The sequence below is a fragment of the Roseomonas aerilata DSM 19363 genome, assembly GCF_000711725.1.
Lineage (GTDB): Bacteria > Pseudomonadota > Alphaproteobacteria > Acetobacterales > Acetobacteraceae > Roseomonas > Roseomonas aerilata.
Genome location: NZ_JONP01000005.1, coordinates 232,893 through 248,610, shown reverse-complemented (window position 1 = coordinate 248,610; position 15,718 = coordinate 232,893). Strand labels below are relative to the sequence as shown.

Below are 15,718 nucleotides of genomic sequence, written 5' to 3'. Positions count from 1 at the left end.
AAACTGGCGGCAACGAAGAACGAGGGACGCTTCCATGATCGCGCGCCGCCATTTCCTCGGGGCAGGGCTGGCCCTGCCCGCCATCCGCACCGCCGCCGCCCAGGCCCCGGGATCTGCGACCGACTGGCCCAGCCGCCCGGTGCGCGTCATCGTCCCCTTCCCGCCCGCCGGCTCCACCGACGTGATGACGCGCATCTATGCGGAGCAGCTCCAGCAGCGGCTCGGGCAGAACTTCGTCATCGAGAACCGGCCTGGCGCAGGCGGCAATATCGGAATGGACGCCATCGCGAAGTCGACGCCGGACGGCTACACGCTCGGCATGGCGACGATCGGGCAGTTCTCGATCAACCAGTTCCTCTATTCCCGCATGCCCTGGGACATTGATCGGGACTTCGTCGCGGTCGCCCTGACCTACGAGTTGCCGAACGTCTTCGTCGTCAGCAGCCAGCACTGCCCGGCGCGGAGCCTGGGGGAGTTCATCGAGTGGACGCGGGCGCGGCCGCAGGGGATTTCCTATGGCAGCCCGGGGGTGGGCACCACGGCGCATCTCTCCGGCGCGCTCTTCACCCACCGGCTGAAGCTGAACGCGGAGCACGTGCCCTTCCGCGGCGCGGCGCAGATCACGCCGGCCATGCTCTCGGGCGACCTGACCTGCGCCATCGACAACCTTGCCTCCTACATCCCCATCATCCAGGAGGGGCGGATGCGCGCCTTCGCCGTGACGGACTCGGAGCGTTGGCCAAACCTGCCGGAGATCCCCACGATGGCCGAGGCGGGGATGCCGGACTTCGTCATCACCTCCTGGGCCGCCATGGTTGCTCCCGCCGCCACACCCCGCCCGGTGGTGGATCGGCTGAACGCGGCGCTGAAGACGATCGTGGATGACGAGGCCATGCGGCGGCGCGCCATTCAGGCCGGGACGAAGCTGCTATGGTCCACACCCGAGGACGCCGTGGCGCGCGGGCGGGCGGAGCGGCCGATGTGGCAGGAGGCGGTGCGCCTCACCGGCGCGCGGGCGGACTAGAAACGGCAAGGGCCGGAGCGGTGATCCGCCCCAGCCCCATTCGCCCGACGACGCCGGCCTCAGTTGCCGGTGCGATCGCCCTTGCGGTGCTCGTCATGCGTGTGGTGGCTGTCACGCTCGCCGCCACCGCCCGAGACCTGGCTCTTGCTGCTGTTCGTGGCCGCACCCGGCTGGGTGTGGCCCTTCTCCCGGTGCGCGTGGCCGTGGTTGCCGCCCTGGTGGCTGCTGCCCGGGCCGCCGGCAGAGCGGTCGGTCGATTCCTCGTTTCCCTTCGGCATGATCAACGGTCCTGCTGGTAGCCCTGGTGGTGGGTGTTGATTCCGGTGCTGCCCTGCTGGCCCTGCTGGCCCGGGTCGAACTTGCCGCGATTATCGGCGGTGTTGCGGGCGTCCTTGGGGTTCACCTCGCCCTCGCCGGGGTTGTTGCCACCGTGCGGCGACTGGTTGGCGGGCGGGACCGGCGGCATATGGGCTTTCGACATGGCGGGCCTCCTCGTTCCTTGGTGAGGAATGCTAACGCCTCGCCAGAGCGGGATGTTTCTCCAGGAATTTGCCGGAAGGCCCTCTTCCGCCCTATCTCCCGCGCCATGCCGCAGGACCTGACGACACCGGCGGGGCGCCGGGCCGCCCTGGTGAACAGCCTTTTCGTGGATCACGCGATCCTCCGGCAGGGCTGGAGGAACTGGGGCGTCGTGGTGCCCGGGCGCCTCTACCGCTCGAACCACCCCTCCCCCTGGCAATTGCGCGACGCGGCGCGCCGCCTCTCGCTGCGCACGGTGATCAACCTGCGGGGGCAGCGGGTGGACTGCGGCTCCGACGCCCTCTCCCGCGGAGAGGCGGCGCGGCTGGGCCTGGCCCATGTGGACGCCCCCTTCGAGAGCCGCGGCGCCCCCCATCGCGACCGCCTCCTCCGCCTGGCCGGCATCTTCGCGGAGATGGAGGAGCCGGCCCTCATCCACTGCAAGTCCGGGGCGGATCGCACGGGCCTGGCCGCCGGCGTCTTCCTGCTGCTGGGCGGCGGGACGAGCGCGGAGGCGCTGGGACAACTCCACTGGCGCCACGGCCATGTCAGCGCTTCCCGTACGGGCATCCTCGACGCCTTCTTCCGCCTCTACGCGCGGCAGGCAGAAGGGCGGGTGCCGTTCCTCGACTGGGTGCGGGACGAGTATGACGAGGTGGCGCTCCGCACGGCGTTCCGAAGCCAGCCCTGGGCGGATCGGCTGATCGATGGGGTGCTGCGGCGGGAGTAACCCCTGGGGCGCTGGTGGTCCCGGGGGAGAGAATGAATTCTCTCCGCCAGACCCCCTCTCATCCTCTTCCTTCGATTTGAGGCGTTTCAGGGCCGGTGCGCCTCGGGTCGTGGACCCGGGGCGACGACACGTTCAGGAAGGCTCCGCGACAGCCAGATGGGGATCCAAGGGCCTGAGGCCCTTGGCGGGTGAGGTCCGGAGAGGGCAGCGCCCTCTCCGGGAGCCGCCCGCTCAGATCTCCACGAAAATCGCGACGCCCGGACCTTCGATCGCGACGGCACCGGGCTGGAGGATCGTGTCCTCGGGGCCCAGGCGCACGTCGCCGATGGTGAGGCTTCCCTCGGCGCAGAACACCGCCACGCAGGAGGCGGGGCTGTGGATGCGGTGGCCGGCGGCGACGCTGCGGACGGAGACGCGGGCCTCGAAGCGGCCGCGCTCGGCCATGACGTTGAAGGCGCGGGCGGGGCCTCCGGCCATGCGGCAGTGGGTGGGCACGTCGCCGGGGAAGCTGGCGGGAACCAGGGGCAGGCACGGCAGCGGGGGGCGGTCCTCCAGGGTCAGGGTGACGCCCGCACCGTCGAGAAGGGTGAAGAGGCGGTCGATGCCGGAGAAGTGGGAGAAGGCGGCATCGCCAGTGAGGTCGGCGACGGTGATGAGCCAGCCGTCCTGCACGGTGATATCCCGCGTGGTTCCGAGGCCGTTGGGCCAAGGGCGGGGCTGGAGGTCGACGGCGCGGATGATGGTCGGCATGGCGTCCTCTCAGGCGGGGGCGAAGGCCTGGGCGCGGACGAGGCCGGCGTAGAGGCCGCCGCGGTCCAGCAACTCGGCATGGGTGCCGGATTCGGCGACGCGGCCCGCCTCCATCACCACGATCAGGTCGGCGTCGCGCACGGTCGAGAGGCGGTGGGCGACGACGAGGGTGGTGCGCCCGGCGCGGAGGGTGGCGAGCGCGGCCTGCACGGCGGCCTCGCTGTTCGTGTCGAGGGCGCTCGTTGCCTCGTCCAGCAGGAGGACGCGGGGGTTCCGCAGCAGGGCGCGGGCGAGGGAGATGCGCTGGCGCTGACCGCCCGAGAGGCGCGCGCCGCCGGGGCCGAGGACGGTGTCGTAACCCTGGGGAAGCGCCGAGATGAAGTCGTTGGCGGCGGCCGCCTGTGCGGCGGCCTCCACCTCCGTCGCAGTGGCGCCAGGGCGGCCGCAGGCGATGTTGGCGAAGGCGGTGTCGTCGAAGACCGTCGCGTCCTGGCCGACATAGGCGATGGCGTCGCGGAGCGATTCGAGGGAGACGGCGCGGAGGTCGGCGCCGTCGATCGTCACCCGCCCGGCACTCGGGTCGTAGAGCCGGGGGACGAGGGCGAGCGCCGTGGACTTGCCGGCGCCGGATGGGCCGACGAGGGCGACGGTGCGGCCAGGTTCGGCGGTGAAGGCGACGCCGTGCAGGGCGCCGCGATCGGCCTCATAGGCGAAGTGGACACCCTCGAAGGCGATGCGGCCCCGGCCGGGGGGCAAGGCGGGCGCGGCGGGCGGGCTGGTGATGCTCTGGGGCGTGTCGATCACCGCGTTCACGCGGGAGAGGCCGGCCAGCCCCTCCTGAAGCGCGGCGTTGAGGCTGCCGAGCGCGCGCACGGGGCGGGCCGCGATGAGGAGGGCGGCCACGAAGCCGGTGAACTCGCCGACGGTCCCCTCCCCCTGCGAAACGCGCCAGCCGACGATGGCGAGGATGGCGGCGACCGCGACGCCGCCGATGGCTTCGAGCATCGGGTCGAGGCTGGCGCGGGTGCGGGCGATGGAGAGAAGGCTCGCGCGGAGATTGGCGAAGAGGCGGGCGGCGCGGGATTCCTCCGCCTCCTCCAGCCGGTAGGTGCGGACGACGCGGGCGGCGGCGAAGCTCTCTGTGAGGCTTGCCGCGGCCTCGCCCACCCGCTCCTGCATGCCGCCCGAGGCGCGCCGGATGCGCTTGCCGAGGCGCAGGATCGGCACGACCGCGACCGGGTAGAGGGCGGCCGCGACAAGCGACATCTTCCAGTCCAGCCAGACCATCGAGCCGACGAGGCCGACCACGGTCAGCACGTCGGCGATGGCATTGATGGCCTTGGTCAGCGCTTCCCGGATGGCGGCAGCGTCGGCGGTGAAGCGGGCGGCATGCCGGGCGGGGGCGTCCTGCGCGACCACCGCGAGGTCGGCCCGCGTGAGCGCGCGGAAGAGGCGGTTCTGCAGCCCCTCGATCACGCGCAGCACGGTGGATTGGATGGAAACGGCCTGGCCGTACTGGGCAAGGGCCTTGGCGCAGGTCAGCAGGATGATGGCGGGCGGGATGGCCCAGACGATCCGGGGGGTGCCATCGGCGCCGGGCTTCGCGAAGAGGTCGAAGGCCTGCTGGATCATCACCGGGTAGAGGGCGGTGAGCCCCGCGACGAGGGCGGTGCAGAGCAGGGCGAGAAGGATGCGGCGCGGGTGGTGGCGCAGTTCCTCGCGCCAGAGGCGGGTGAGGAGGGCGCGCGCCGCCTCGGGGTCGAGGCGCCGCTTGCCGGGGCTCTGTTTTCCAGGATTGGCCATGGCGGGGCCGGTTACAGCACCGGCTCCGCCAGGGCCAGGGATCTCAGATTCGGTCGGTCGTGGTGCGGCCGCGGGCGGCGTCCACGCTCCAGGGGCCGGCCCCGGCGAAGACGAGGTAGAGGAAGACGAAGCAGTAGAGGATGGCCGCGTCGCCGCCGTTGAGCGTGGGGTAGAGGTTCCGGGGCGCGTGGAACATCCAGTAGGCGACGGCCATCTCGCCCGCGAGGATGAAGGCGACCGGGCGGGTGAAGGCGCCGATCAGCAGCAACAGACCGCCGACCAGTTCGAGGATGGCGCCGATCCAGAAAAGGGACATCGCGGGCGGCAGGCCGCTGGCCGGCGGGGCGGGGAAGCCGAAGAGCTTCTGCGTGCCGTGCAGCAGGAAGATAAGGGCCGCGACGATCCGCAGGATCGACAGGACGCGCGGAGCCCAGAGGGCGAGGTTGGAGTTCATGCCGGCTCGATCCAGAATGGTGATGGACAAGCCGTAACCCGGTCCATTAGCGCTTCGGAAGGGGCCGGGCGTGAATGTCCCTCATCAGGTCCGCCAATCGTGCCCGGCAGGACACGGCATCGGCGGTGCAGCCGCCCTCCAGCCACCATTGCCGGGTTTCCGCGAGAAGCCGGCCGAGCGCCGGGCCGGGCGGCACGCCCATGGCCAGCGCGTCCCGGCCCAGCAGGGGAAAGACCGGGGCGGGCATGGCGAGGAGGCGCTCGCGGAAACGGACCCAGGCCGCGTCGTCCGGCCCTTCCCAGGACCAGGCGCGGTTCACGGCCTGCCGGTGCCAGGCGGCGTCGAGCAGGCGCTCGCCCGGCTGCTCGGCCAGCAGGCGCCGGAGCGCGTCGTCGTCCGGGCCGCCGGCCGCGATCTCGGGCTGGAGCGGCAGGATGTCATGGCCGGCCCGGTAGCGGGCGACGAGGCGGGCGACCTCCTCGTTCGAGGCCTTCAGGCGCCGGGCGGCCGCGGCGGCACCGTGGGTGAGGAGCGTGTCGAAGCGCAGCAGCGGGTCGGCGGGGGCGCCGATCTCCGACAGCGCGCGGAGATGGCGGGAGGCGCCGAGCGAATCGGGGCCGAGGATGGCGGGGAGGACACCCGTCTCCTCCATCAGCGCGACTGCCCCGGCGGGATCCGGCGCGGCGAGGAGGCGCTTCAGCTCCATCCAGACCCGCTCCACCGAGAGGCGGGCGAGGCTCGGCACGGCCTCCCGGATGGCGGCGATGGCGGCGGGGTCCGGCTCGCCCGCGCCGTAACGGGCCTGAAAGCGGAAGTAGCGGAGGGCGCGGAGATGGTCCTCGGCGAGGCGGGTCGCGGGGTCGCCAACGAAGCGGACGCGCCCGGCCGCGAGGTCCTCCCGGCCGCCGTAATAGTCCCAGAGGTCGCCCTCGGCGGAGAGGGAGAGGGCGTTCATCGTGAAGTCGCGGCGCGCGGCGTCCTCGCGCCAGTCGGTGGTCCATTCCACCACGGCGTGGCGGCCGTCGGTCACGACGTCGCGGCGAAGGCTGGTGACCTCCACGGGCTCGCCATGGAGGACGGCGGTGAGGGTGCCGTGGGCGAGGCCGGTCTCGTGAACGCGCAGGCCGGCGGCGGTGAGGCGGGCGGCGATCCCTTCCGGCGGGAAGGGGGCGGCCACGTCCACATCGGCCACGGGGCGGCCAGCCAGGGCGTCGCGCACGGCGCCGCCGACGGCCCGCGCGCCCGGCAGGGCAGCCAGCACGGCGGCGGGGGCGGGATCGGCCAGGAAGGCGGGCGGCTCGATCCGGGTGGCCGGCGGGTCGCCCTGTGGGTCTTCAGTCAAGGCGCGGCGTCCTCCCCGCGCTGGCGGGAAGGGGTGTTGATGGTCGGCCAGGCCCCGTGCGAGCGCGCCTCGCCCGAATGGCCCGGTACGATGCCGCCCTCCGTTACGCTCGGGGGGACATAGGTGGTGTAGGGATCCATGCTGCGGGACAGGCCGTACCACACCGCGCCGGCCATCGAGATGGCGAGGCCGATCAGCGCGAGAACCAGCACATGGCTCCCCACCGCGCGGCCCGGGTTGAACCGGAGCCAGACGGCGTAGAGCGCGAAAGGCGCGAGGAAGAGGACCGTCTCGATGAGGTAGGGCATGGCTCCGCCAGGGCTTCCGGAGGGGAGGAGGTCAGGCACCCCGTCCCCTGCTCCCGCGTTCATGTCGGGCCTGTACCTGCTTAAACCAGGGCCGGCCGGTCGCGAAGGCGGCCGCTGATCCAATGAGGAGGCGATGCATGGCCGAACCCATCCGCGAGTTCCTGCGCGGCGAGGGGCGCGACGGGCGGGGACGCCTTCTCGCCGACGTGCTGGCCTTCGACGACGCCCGGATCGAGGCGGTGCATGACTTCATCCAGTGGCTCTTCCCCCTGCCGGACCCGAGCCAGGCGGTGCCGGGCTCGCCCGTGCTGGGGGCGGCCGAGGCGGCGGCCATCCGTGCGGACCCGCGGGCGCTGGAGGGGTTCCGCGCGTCGCTTGAGCGGATGGCGCGCTTCTACGCGGGCACGGACCACTGGCTGGTGCGCTTCGACCACAACCACCGGCGGATCACGCGCATCATCGCCGCGACGCGCGCCCTGCTGGGCCGGGAGGAAGCGGCGCGCTTCCACGCGGCGGTCGCGGCGCGCGACGCGGCCGAGGGCGGGGTGATCGATCCGGTGAGCCTGCGCTACTGGGAGCGGGCGCTTGGATAGGAGCTGCCTCGCGCCGACGCGATGGGCGCGGGCCTTGTTTCAGGGGGTTCCGGGCCTGATCTGAACGCGCATGACGATGACCCTCGAGGCGACGCGGGAGGGCGGCACCGTCCGCTTTCCTTTCGACAACTCCTATGCCCGCCTGCCGGATCGCTTCCGCGCGCGGCTGGACCCGACGCCTGTCGCGGCGCCGCGCCTGCTGCGGCTGAACGCGGCTCTGGCCGAGCGGCTCGGCCTCGACCCCGCGGCGCTCGCCTCGGAGGAGGGCGTGCAGATCCTCGCGGGGAACCGCGTGCCGGAAGGGGCGGAGCCGCTCGCGGCCGCCTATGCCGGGCACCAGTTCGGCGGCTTCTCGCCCCAGCTCGGCGACGGGCGGGCGATCCTGCTCGGCGAGGTGGTGGCGCCCGACGGGAAGCGCTTCGACATCCAGCTCAAGGGCTCCGGCCGCACGCCCTTCTCGCGCAGCGGGGATGGGCGGGCGGCGGTCGGGCCGGTGCTGCGCGAATACCTGGTCAGCGAGGCGATGGCGGCGCTGGGCGTGCCGACCACGCGCGCGCTGGCGGCGGTCTCCACGGGGCAGGCGGTGATGCGCGAGGGGCCGCTGCCGGGCGGCGTGCTCACGCGCGTGGCGTCGAGCCACATCCGCGTCGGCACCTTCCAGTACTTCGCGGCGCGGCGGGACGTGGAGGCGCTGCGCGTCTTGGTGGACCACGCCATCGCCCGGCACTACCCGGAGGCGGCTTCGGCCCCCTCCCCCGCCCGCGCACTGCTGGAGGGTGTGGTGGCGCGGCAGGCGGCGCTGGTGGGTCAGTGGATGCTTATCGGCTTCATCCACGGGGTGATGAACACCGACAACACCTCGATCTCCGGCGAGACGATCGACTACGGCCCCTGCGCCTTCATGGACGCCTACGACGCTTCCACGGTGTTCAGCTCGATCGACCATGGCGGGCGCTACGCCTACGGCAACCAGCCGGGGATCATGCAGTGGAACCTCGCGCGGCTGGCGGAGGCGGTGCTGCCGCTGCTGGCGGATGACGACGACGCGGCGGTGGCGGTCGCGCAGGAGATCCTGGCCGGCTACGCGCCAGCTTTCGAGGCGGCCTATCTCGGAGGCCTGCGCGCGAAGATTGGCCTGCCGGGCGACCGCGCCGGGGACCATGCCCTGGCCGGCGACCTGCTGAAGGCGATGGCGGAGAACGGGGCAGACTTCACCCTCACCTTCCGCCGGCTCTGCCGCGCGGCGGAGGACGAGGCGGGGGACGCGGTGGTGCGCGAGCTGTTCGCCGATCCCGCGGCCTATGACGCCTGGGCGGTGCGCTGGCGCGAGCGGCTGGTGGAGGAGGGCGGCGATTCCGCCGAGCGCGCGGCCGCGATGCGCGCGGCGAACCCGGCGGTGATCCCGCGCAACCACCTCGTGGAGGCCGCGCTGGAGGCCGCCGTTCAGCGCGACGACCTCGCGCCCTTCGAGGCGCTGCTGGCGAGCGTGACGCGCCCCTTCGAGGACCAGCCGGACGCCGACGTGGCACCCGGCTCGCCCGAGCAGCCCTACATGACCTTCTGCGGGACCTGAGGGCCCCAGAAGTCGGTTAGACGTCCAGCCGGATGCCGAGGTCGCGGATGAGGGGACGCCAAGCGGCGTTCTCCGCCCGCACAAACTCGGCCATCTCCGCAGGGCTGCGGGGGACGAGCTCGGCGCCGATGTCGCGCATCTGCTTCGACACCTCCGGGCTCTCGATCGCCGTGCGGAGAAGGGCATTCAGGCGCTCCACCACCTCGGGCGGGGTGCCAGCGGCGACCGAGACGCCCTGCCAGCCATAGGCGACGGCGCCGGGATAGCCGAGTTCGACGGCGGTCGGCACGCCCGGCAGCGCGACGGCACGGCTGTCTCCCACCACCATCAGGGCGCGGGCACGGTTGGTGGTGAGGAAGGGCAGGCCGTTGGTCACGTCCACCACCACGCAGTCCACCTGGCCCGCGACCATGTCGTTCATTGCGGCGGGCATGCCGCGATAGGGGATGTGCGTGGCGTCCAGCCCCGAGCGGCGCTTCAGCACCTCCATCGCCAGCTGGTGCGGGGAGGCGACGGCAGGGGTGCCGAAGGTGATGCTGCGGGTTTTCGAGGCCGCGAGCATGGAGGCGAAGTCCGTGAACGGACTCTCCGGCCGCACCACCACCAGCATGGGGAAGCGGCCGATGAAGCCGACGCTGGTGAGGTCGCGGTCGGGGTCGAAGGGCAGGCGGGCGTAGAGGGCGGGGTTGTAGACGAGCACGCCGTTATCGACGTGCAGCAGGCTGTAGCCGTCGGCGGGGGAGCGGACGACGTTCTCGGTGGCGACGATCGCGCCGCCGCTCGGGCGGTTCTCCACCACGATGTTCTGGCCAAGCGCCGGGCCCATCTGCCGCGCGATCATGCGGGCGAAGATGTCGCTGGCGCCGCCGGGGGCGTAGCCGACGACCCAGCGGATCGGGCGCTCGGGCCAGGGGCCCTGGGCGCGGGCTTCCGTGGCAGCCGCGGCGAGCGCCAATGCTGAAAAACCCCTTCGACCGATCATGCAGCCTCTCCTGATGCCTGCGGCCGTGCTTCCGCGCGTTGTCCCCTGTCGCGCCCCGGTTCAGTCCGGCAGCACCGGTGGTTTGGCGAGCCCTTCGGCCCGCAGCCTCTCCACCAGGGCACCCAGGCGCTGGCGGCGGTAGGAATCGATGTCCCGGCCCGAATAGTCCAGGAAACCCTGGCCGGTGCGAAGGCCGATCCGGCCCTCGCGCATGTTGCGCTCGATCACCTCGGGCGCGCGATATCGCTCGTGGCCGAGCGCGCCGGTGAGGTAGCGGCTGGCGTGGTAGAGGATGTCGCCGCCGCCCCAGTCGATGAATTCGAGCATCCCGAGGACGCCGAAGCGGAAGCCGAAGCCGTATCTTACGGCTCGGTCGATCTCCTCCGCGCTGGCGACGCCTTCCTCCACCATGCGCGCGGCCTCGTTCATCGCCAGCGTCTGCAGGCGGGGGACGATGAAGCCGGGGCTGGCGGCGCAGGTGACGGGGACCTTGCCCACTGACTCCAGCAGGGCGTTAAGGCGCGCCAGCGTCTCCGGCGCGGTGTCGCGGCCGGGGGAGACCTCCACGAGGGGGACGATATAGGCGGGGTTCAGCCAGTGGGCGTTGAGGAAGCGCGCCGGATCGGCCACCGCCGGGGAGAGGTCGTCCACGAGGATGGTGGAGGTGGTGGAGGCGAGGATGGCGCCCGGTGCCATCATGGCGGAGGCGCGGGCGAGGGCCTCGCGCTTGAGGTCGAGGATCTCGGGCACGCCCTCGAAGACCACGGCGGCCGCTCCCAGCGCTTCCGCCGCCTCGGCTTCGGGCACGACGCGCACGCGGGCGAGTAGCGCCCCGACCTGCGCGGGATCAAAGAGGCCGAGTTCGCCGAGGGTGCGGAGTGCATCGCCGATCTCGGCGAGGGCCTCGCGTTCGAGGGCGGCGAAGGCCTCGGGCGGGCGCGGCTTGGCGTCCACCAGCGCGACCGCGTGGCCGGCATAGGCGAAGCACACGGCGATGCCCCGGCCCATGCGCCCGGCGCCGAGGCAGGCGATGGGCGGACGCTCAGAAGCCATGCTGGAGCACCCGGGCGATGCCCGCGCGGTCGAGCCCGCCCAGGCCGGCATCGGCGAGGGTGCGGCCGGTGAAGTCCGGCGTCTCCCCGCGGATGGCGGCGCCGATGGCGGAGAAGGCGCGGGCGAGCGGGACCGGTACCTCCGCGAGTTCGGCCGCCGAGATGATGAGGGAGAGGCCGAGGCGAAGGTCCTCCATCATGTAGCGGTGCTGGGTGAGCACGATCCGCTCCCGCCAGTCGCCGGATTCGGTCAGGCGATCGTGCGAGGCGCGGCCGTACATCCATTCCTCGCCCGTCTTCGCGTAGTGGTGGGCAAGCGGGAAATGCGGGGCGCCGTAGCCCAGCGCCTCGCGCACCGCCACGCGCTCGGCGTCCAGCGTGTCCGTCGTGCGGCGGATGGCGGGGACGGTGCCCTCGTTGTGGATGTCCCATTTCTCGAAATGCTGGAGCGGGCCAGCGTTCATGATGATGAGCGGGGGGTGGATGATGGCGCCTGCGTTCATCAGCGCGCCGGAGAGGGCGTCGCCGCAGGGCTCGACTACGCCAGGAAAGGCGGCGCTGATGACATCCAGCGCCATCTCCGCGCGGTCGAGCGGGAAGACGCCGACGGGCAGGCGCACGGCACGGACGGTGATGGCAACCTCGTGCGGCCCGTGCTTGCGGGCGAGCCAGGGGAGCGTGCCGGTCTCGGCGAAGGCCACCCTCGGCGCGCGGCCGGCGTCGTGCAGCGCGCGGGCCATCAGGACGGTGCCGAGCGTGCCGGGCGGAAGGAAGACCACCTGCCCGTCCGCCAGGTAGGGGGCGAGGAGGCGGGCAATGTCGGGCTGCGCGGTGGCGGGGGCGGGGCAGAGGATCAGTTCGGCGCCGTCGAGGGCCGCCGCCATGTCCGTGGTGACGAGGGCGAGGCGGGCCTCGTGCGTGCCACGCGAATCCTTCACGGCGATGGTGCTGCCGGCCGCGCGGTGGGCCTCGACGGCCGTCGCGTCGCGCCGCCAGAGCCGGACCTCGTGGCCCGCGAGCGCCATATCGCCGGCTGCGGCGAAGGAGCCGTTGCCGCCCCCGAGCACGGTGATCCGGAGGCGGCGGGCGAGCGGCGTCATGCGCGGGCGGTCTCCATCAGCGGGCGGAGTTCGAAGTGGCGGACCTTGCCGAGGGCGGTGCGCGGCAAGGTGCTGGTGAAGACGATGCGACGGGGCACCTTGAAGCGGGCGAGCTGGGCGAGGACGTGCTCGCGCACCGCTTCCTCCGTGAGTGCTGCGCCTGGGCGCAGCACGAGGAAGGCGACGGGCACTTCCTGCCATTTCGGATCGGGCGCGCCGAGGACGGCGGCCTCCGCGATAGCCGGGTGTTCCAGCAGCACGCGCTCGACCTCGGCGGGGTAGATGTTCTCGCCACCGGAGATGATGAGGTTCTTCCGGCGATCGTGGACGTGAAAATGGCCGGCGTCGTCGCGGGTGGCGATGTCGCCGGTGCGGTACCAGCCGTCCTGCATGCAGGCAGCCGTCGCAGCCTCGTCGCGCCAGTAACCACGGAAGAGGTTGCGCCCGCGGAGAAGCACCTCGCCGGCAGTGCCGTGCGGGAGGTCGCGGCCGTCGTCGTCTGCCACGCGGCCTTCGCAGAGAAGACCGGGCAGGCCGGTGGAGGTGGGCGCCGTCGTCGCGCAGCCGAGGCGCGTGTAGATGGCGATGGGGCAGCTTTCCGTCGCGCCGTAGACTTGCAGCAATGGCAGGCCCCGGACGGTGACGGCTTCCACCAGGGCAGGGTGCACTGGCTCCGATCCCGTGCTGATCGCGCGGAGCGAGGAGAAGTCAGTGGTGGCCCAGCCCGGCGCGGTCATGAGGGCGCGCAGCGTGGCGGGAACGGTGAGGAGAAGGCTGGGGCGGTCCCTCGCCACCGCCGCCAGCACCGCATCGGCGGCGAAGCGCGGGTGGATCGTGACGGTCGCACCGGCCTGGAGGGCGGGCGTGGTCTGGATGTTCAGCCCGCCGACATGGAAGAAGGGCAGGACGGCGAGGACGTGGTCCGCCGCCGTCATGTCATGCATGTGGTGGCTCATGACGGCGTTGTGGAACAGCGCCTCCTGCGTCAGCAGCGCGCCCTTGGGGCGGCCGGTGGTGCCGGAGGTGTAGACGAGCAGCAGCGGACTCTCGAGGGTGCCGGGACCTTCCGCGTCGCCCTCGCCCTCGGGGATGACGAGCGCGGCGGCGATTAGATCGGGCGCGGCCTCGTGCAGCGTTTCCGCAAAGGCAGGCTCGGTGAAGACGACGCGCGGCTCGGCGTGCTCGATGATGTAGCGCAGCTCCGGCGCGGCGAGGCGCCAGTTCAGCGGCAGCAGGATCGCGCCGAGGCGGGCGCAGGCGTAGAGCAGCGAGAGATAGGCAGGGGTGTTGGCGGCCAGCACGGCCACTCGGTCGCCTGGACCGACGCCGTGATGCGCGCGCAGCAAGTGCGCGGCCCGGGCGATCTCCGCTGCGAACTGCGCGTAGGTGATCGCCTCGACCTCGAAGCGGATCGCGACCTTTTCGGGCGCGAAAGCCGCGTTGCGGTCGATAAGGGCGGCGAGGTTGGTCACTCGTCCTTCTCGCCGGGCTTGTAGAGCGTGTCGCGGCCGAGGCGGTCGAGGCAGATTTCCGCGGTCCAGGGCAGCATGAGGGAGCCGCAACGGCTGTCGCGATAGACGCGCTCCAGCGGCAGGCTGCGGAGCATCGCCTGTCCGCCGCAGGTGCGGATGGCCTTGGTGGCCAGCGCGTTCGCGTTCTCCATCACCGTGTACTGCGCGGCATAGGCGCGCTGCACCTGCTCGCGCGTTGGGTCCGGGCGGGCCTCGCGGACAGCCTGGAACCAGAGGGCCTTGGTCTGCTCCAGCATGATCCGCATTTCGGCGACGGCAATCTGCTTCGTCGGGAACATGCGGCGCTTGACGGGGGGCGTGCCCGGCACCTCGCCGCGGAGATAGGCGACGGCGAAGTCGTAGGCGGCCTGGGCGAGGCCCATATAGGTCGGCGTCAGCGTCATGAACATGTGCGGCCAGCGGCCAGCGGCCTGGAAGTAGACGCCGCGCGGCATGAGCATCGCGTCCTCCGGCACGAAGACGTCCTTCAGCAGCAGCGTGCGGGAGACGGTGCCGCGCATGCCCAACGGGTCCCAGTCGCCCACGATGCTGACACCCTCGGCCTTCGCGGGGATGGCGAGGTAGAGGGTGTTGCGGCGGCTCGCGGGTTCGTCGCCGGTTCGCTCGGTGCAGAGGATGCCGTAGTAGTCGGCGGCGCCGGAGAGGCTGGCGAAGATCTTCTTGCCGTTGACGATATAGCCGCCCTCCACCGGCCGCGCCTCGGTGCCGAAGGCGATGGCGCCGGCCGCCGCCGCGCCGCCCTCGGAGAAGGGCTGCGAGTAGATGGCGCCCTCCTCCACGATGCGGCGGTAGTGCCGGGCGCGGCGGGCGCGGTGGACGGCGCGGTCGGCCTCGCTCATCTCCAGGTCCTCCGACAGCAGGCCGGACCAGAGGGTGGAGCAGACATGCATGTTCCAGGAGAGCGCCGTTGCGCCGCAGTAGCGGCCGAGCTCCGCGGCGGTGAGACAGTAGGTGGTGAAGTCCGCCCCCTCCCCGCCGTCCTCCTCGGGCACGCAGATGCGGAGGAGGCCTTCCCCGTGCATGTCGCGGAAGTTCTCGATGGGGAAGCGCGCCTCACGGTCGTAGGTGGCGGCGCGCGGGGCCAGAACCGCCTTGCCGAAGCGGCGGGCGCGGGCGGTCAGCTCGGCCTGCTGCGGCGTGAGGTTGAAGGCTTCCGGCGCGAAGATCGGCTCGTCCTGCAACAGGTCGGCGGGAAGGGTGTCCATCAGCGGTTCCCTTTCAGGTGGCGGTCCAGGAAGTCCAGGACGGCGGCGTCGAAGGCATCCGGCGCCTCGATGTTCGGCAGGTGGCCGATATTCGGCAAGCAGACATAGGCGGCACCAGGGATCTTGCCGGCCATGCGCTGCATCATCGGCGCGGGGGCGTTGGTGTCCACCTCGCCGGCCAGGAGGAGGACGGGGATGCGGATGGCGCCGAGACTGGCGCGCTCGTCGAAGGTGACGAGGGCCCGGACAGCGGCCCGGAAGGTTTGCGGCGGGGTGGCGGAAAGGGCCCTGATCGCCAGGTCGCGGAACGGGGTGCCGCCCGGGCCGGTGAGGACCGAGAGGGTGTCGGGCGCGATCTCGGCGAGCGTCCGCCCCTCCTCGAGCGGCTTCAGGCGGGCGGCGACGAATTCGCGCTGGAAGTCGCCGGAGGGATTCCCGAAAGCCGGGCTGGTGGCGCAGAGGATGGCGGCGGCGTAGGCGTCGGGGCGGCGGCGCAGCAAGGTCTGCGCGACCATCCCGCCCATGGAGTGGCCGAGCAGGACGGGCCGTTGCAGGCCGCGCGCGACGATGGCCGCCTCCACGTCGGCGGCCATGGTCTCGAAGTCCAGGGCATCGACCGGCGGGCGGGCGCCGTAGCCGGGGAAGTCGAGTGGCACGGCCGCGTAGCCGCGCGCTTCGAAGGGGGCGCGCTGGGGCTGCCAGAGCCTGCTGTCCGCGCCGATTCCATGCAGCATCACGACCGGGGTCATGT

The 15,718-nt window shown here is 72.2% G+C and carries 17 protein-coding genes; 4 read left to right on the top strand and 13 right to left on the bottom strand.

Annotated features, from left to right (window positions below; genetic code table 11):
- The first annotated feature begins 34 nt into the window (after nt 1-34).
- Complete coding sequence (locus BO39_RS08240) at nt 35-1,024, top strand: Bug family tripartite tricarboxylate transporter substrate binding protein (protein WP_043831800.1); 990 nt, start codon at nt 35-37, stop codon at nt 1,022-1,024.
- A gap of 59 nt (nt 1,025-1,083) precedes the next feature.
- On the opposite strand, the gene BO39_RS08235 is transcribed toward BO39_RS08240, so the two are convergent.
- Both BO39_RS08235 and BO39_RS08230 read right to left on the bottom strand, forming a co-directional pair.
- Nucleotides 1,084-1,302 (bottom strand): hypothetical protein, encoded by a 219-nt coding sequence (locus tag BO39_RS08235; protein ID WP_043831798.1) that lies wholly within the window; start codon nt 1,300-1,302, stop codon nt 1,084-1,086.
- A 2-nt stretch (nt 1,303-1,304) separates the two neighbouring features.
- A complete protein-coding gene (locus BO39_RS08230) occupies nt 1,305-1,505 on the bottom strand; it encodes a hypothetical protein (RefSeq protein WP_043831797.1) in 201 nt (66 codons plus the stop codon).
- A gap of 105 nt (nt 1,506-1,610) precedes the next feature.
- Between BO39_RS08230 and BO39_RS08225 the strand changes: the two genes are divergently transcribed.
- Nucleotides 1,611-2,273 carry a tyrosine-protein phosphatase gene (locus tag BO39_RS08225; RefSeq protein ID WP_043831796.1) on the top strand — a complete coding sequence of 221 codons (663 nt, stop codon included), beginning with the start codon at nt 1,611-1,613 and terminating at the stop codon, nt 2,271-2,273.
- A 231-nt stretch (nt 2,274-2,504) separates the two neighbouring features.
- Here the strand turns inward: BO39_RS08225 and BO39_RS08220 are convergent, their stop codons facing one another.
- Genes BO39_RS08220 through BO39_RS08200 form a run of 5 tightly spaced genes read right to left on the bottom strand, consistent with a single transcriptional unit; the run spans nt 2,505 to nt 6,969 of the window.
- On the bottom strand, nt 2,505-3,023 hold the full coding sequence (locus BO39_RS08220) for a HutD/Ves family protein (protein WP_052401800.1): 519 nt from the start codon (nt 3,021-3,023) through the stop codon (nt 2,505-2,507).
- A gap of 9 nt (nt 3,024-3,032) precedes the next feature.
- The gene (locus BO39_RS08215; protein WP_043831795.1) at nt 3,033-4,826 is read right to left on the bottom strand and encodes an ABC transporter ATP-binding protein; all 1,794 of its coding nucleotides are present in this window, start codon (nt 4,824-4,826) and stop codon (nt 3,033-3,035) included.
- 43 nt (nt 4,827-4,869) lie between these two features.
- The gene (locus BO39_RS08210; RefSeq protein WP_043831793.1) at nt 4,870-5,280 is read right to left on the bottom strand and encodes a DoxX family protein; all 411 of its coding nucleotides are present in this window, start codon (nt 5,278-5,280) and stop codon (nt 4,870-4,872) included.
- Nucleotides 5,281-5,326: 46 nt separating this feature from the next.
- Entirely contained in the window at nt 5,327-6,622 is a 1,296-nt protein-coding gene (locus BO39_RS08205) for a CCA tRNA nucleotidyltransferase (RefSeq protein WP_211257400.1), read from the bottom strand.
- On the bottom strand, nt 6,619-6,969 hold the full coding sequence (locus BO39_RS08200; protein ID WP_156963581.1) for a hypothetical protein: 351 nt from the start codon (nt 6,967-6,969) through the stop codon (nt 6,619-6,621). The genes BO39_RS08205 and BO39_RS08200 overlap by 4 nt, the downstream gene beginning before the upstream one ends.
- Before the next feature lie 98 nt (nt 6,970-7,067).
- Here BO39_RS08200 and BO39_RS08195 point away from each other — a divergent pair, with 98 nt between their 5' ends.
- Nucleotides 7,068-7,523: an opioid growth factor receptor-related protein gene (locus BO39_RS08195; RefSeq protein ID WP_043831789.1), complete on the top strand. Its 456-nt coding sequence runs from the start codon at nt 7,068-7,070 to the stop codon at nt 7,521-7,523.
- Between the two features lie 76 nt (nt 7,524-7,599).
- Complete coding sequence (locus BO39_RS08190; protein ID WP_043831974.1) at nt 7,600-9,096, top strand: protein adenylyltransferase SelO; 1,497 nt, start codon at nt 7,600-7,602, stop codon at nt 9,094-9,096.
- Nucleotides 9,097-9,112: 16 nt separating this feature from the next.
- Here BO39_RS08190 and BO39_RS08185 read toward each other — a convergent pair whose 3' ends face one another.
- The 6 genes from BO39_RS08185 to BO39_RS08160 are packed head-to-tail and all read right to left on the bottom strand — an operon-like array spanning nt 9,113 to nt 15,716.
- The gene (locus BO39_RS08185) at nt 9,113-10,078 is read right to left on the bottom strand and encodes a Bug family tripartite tricarboxylate transporter substrate binding protein (protein WP_043831787.1); all 966 of its coding nucleotides are present in this window, start codon (nt 10,076-10,078) and stop codon (nt 9,113-9,115) included.
- Between the two features lie 60 nt (nt 10,079-10,138).
- A complete protein-coding gene (locus BO39_RS08180) occupies nt 10,139-11,131 on the bottom strand; it encodes a 3-hydroxybutyryl-CoA dehydrogenase (RefSeq protein WP_084697961.1) in 993 nt (330 codons plus the stop codon).
- On the bottom strand, nt 11,121-12,230 hold the full coding sequence (locus BO39_RS08175; RefSeq protein ID WP_052401799.1) for an NAD/NADP-dependent octopine/nopaline dehydrogenase family protein: 1,110 nt from the start codon (nt 12,228-12,230) through the stop codon (nt 11,121-11,123). The genes BO39_RS08180 and BO39_RS08175 overlap by 11 nt, the downstream gene beginning before the upstream one ends.
- Nucleotides 12,227-13,702 (bottom strand): class I adenylate-forming enzyme family protein, encoded by a 1,476-nt coding sequence (locus BO39_RS08170; protein ID WP_043831785.1) that lies wholly within the window; start codon nt 13,700-13,702, stop codon nt 12,227-12,229. Before BO39_RS08170 ends, BO39_RS08175 begins: the two co-directional genes overlap by 4 nt.
- Nucleotides 13,699-14,967, bottom strand: coding sequence for an acyl-CoA dehydrogenase family protein (locus tag BO39_RS08165; RefSeq protein WP_043831784.1), 1,269 nt, complete (start codon nt 14,965-14,967; stop codon nt 13,699-13,701). The genes BO39_RS08170 and BO39_RS08165 overlap by 4 nt, the downstream gene beginning before the upstream one ends.
- Nucleotides 14,967-15,716, bottom strand: a complete 750-nt coding sequence (locus BO39_RS08160; protein WP_043831782.1) for an alpha/beta fold hydrolase — start codon at nt 15,714-15,716, stop codon at nt 14,967-14,969. Before BO39_RS08160 ends, BO39_RS08165 begins: the two co-directional genes overlap by 1 nt.
- Between the last annotated feature and the right edge of the window lie 2 nt (nt 15,717-15,718).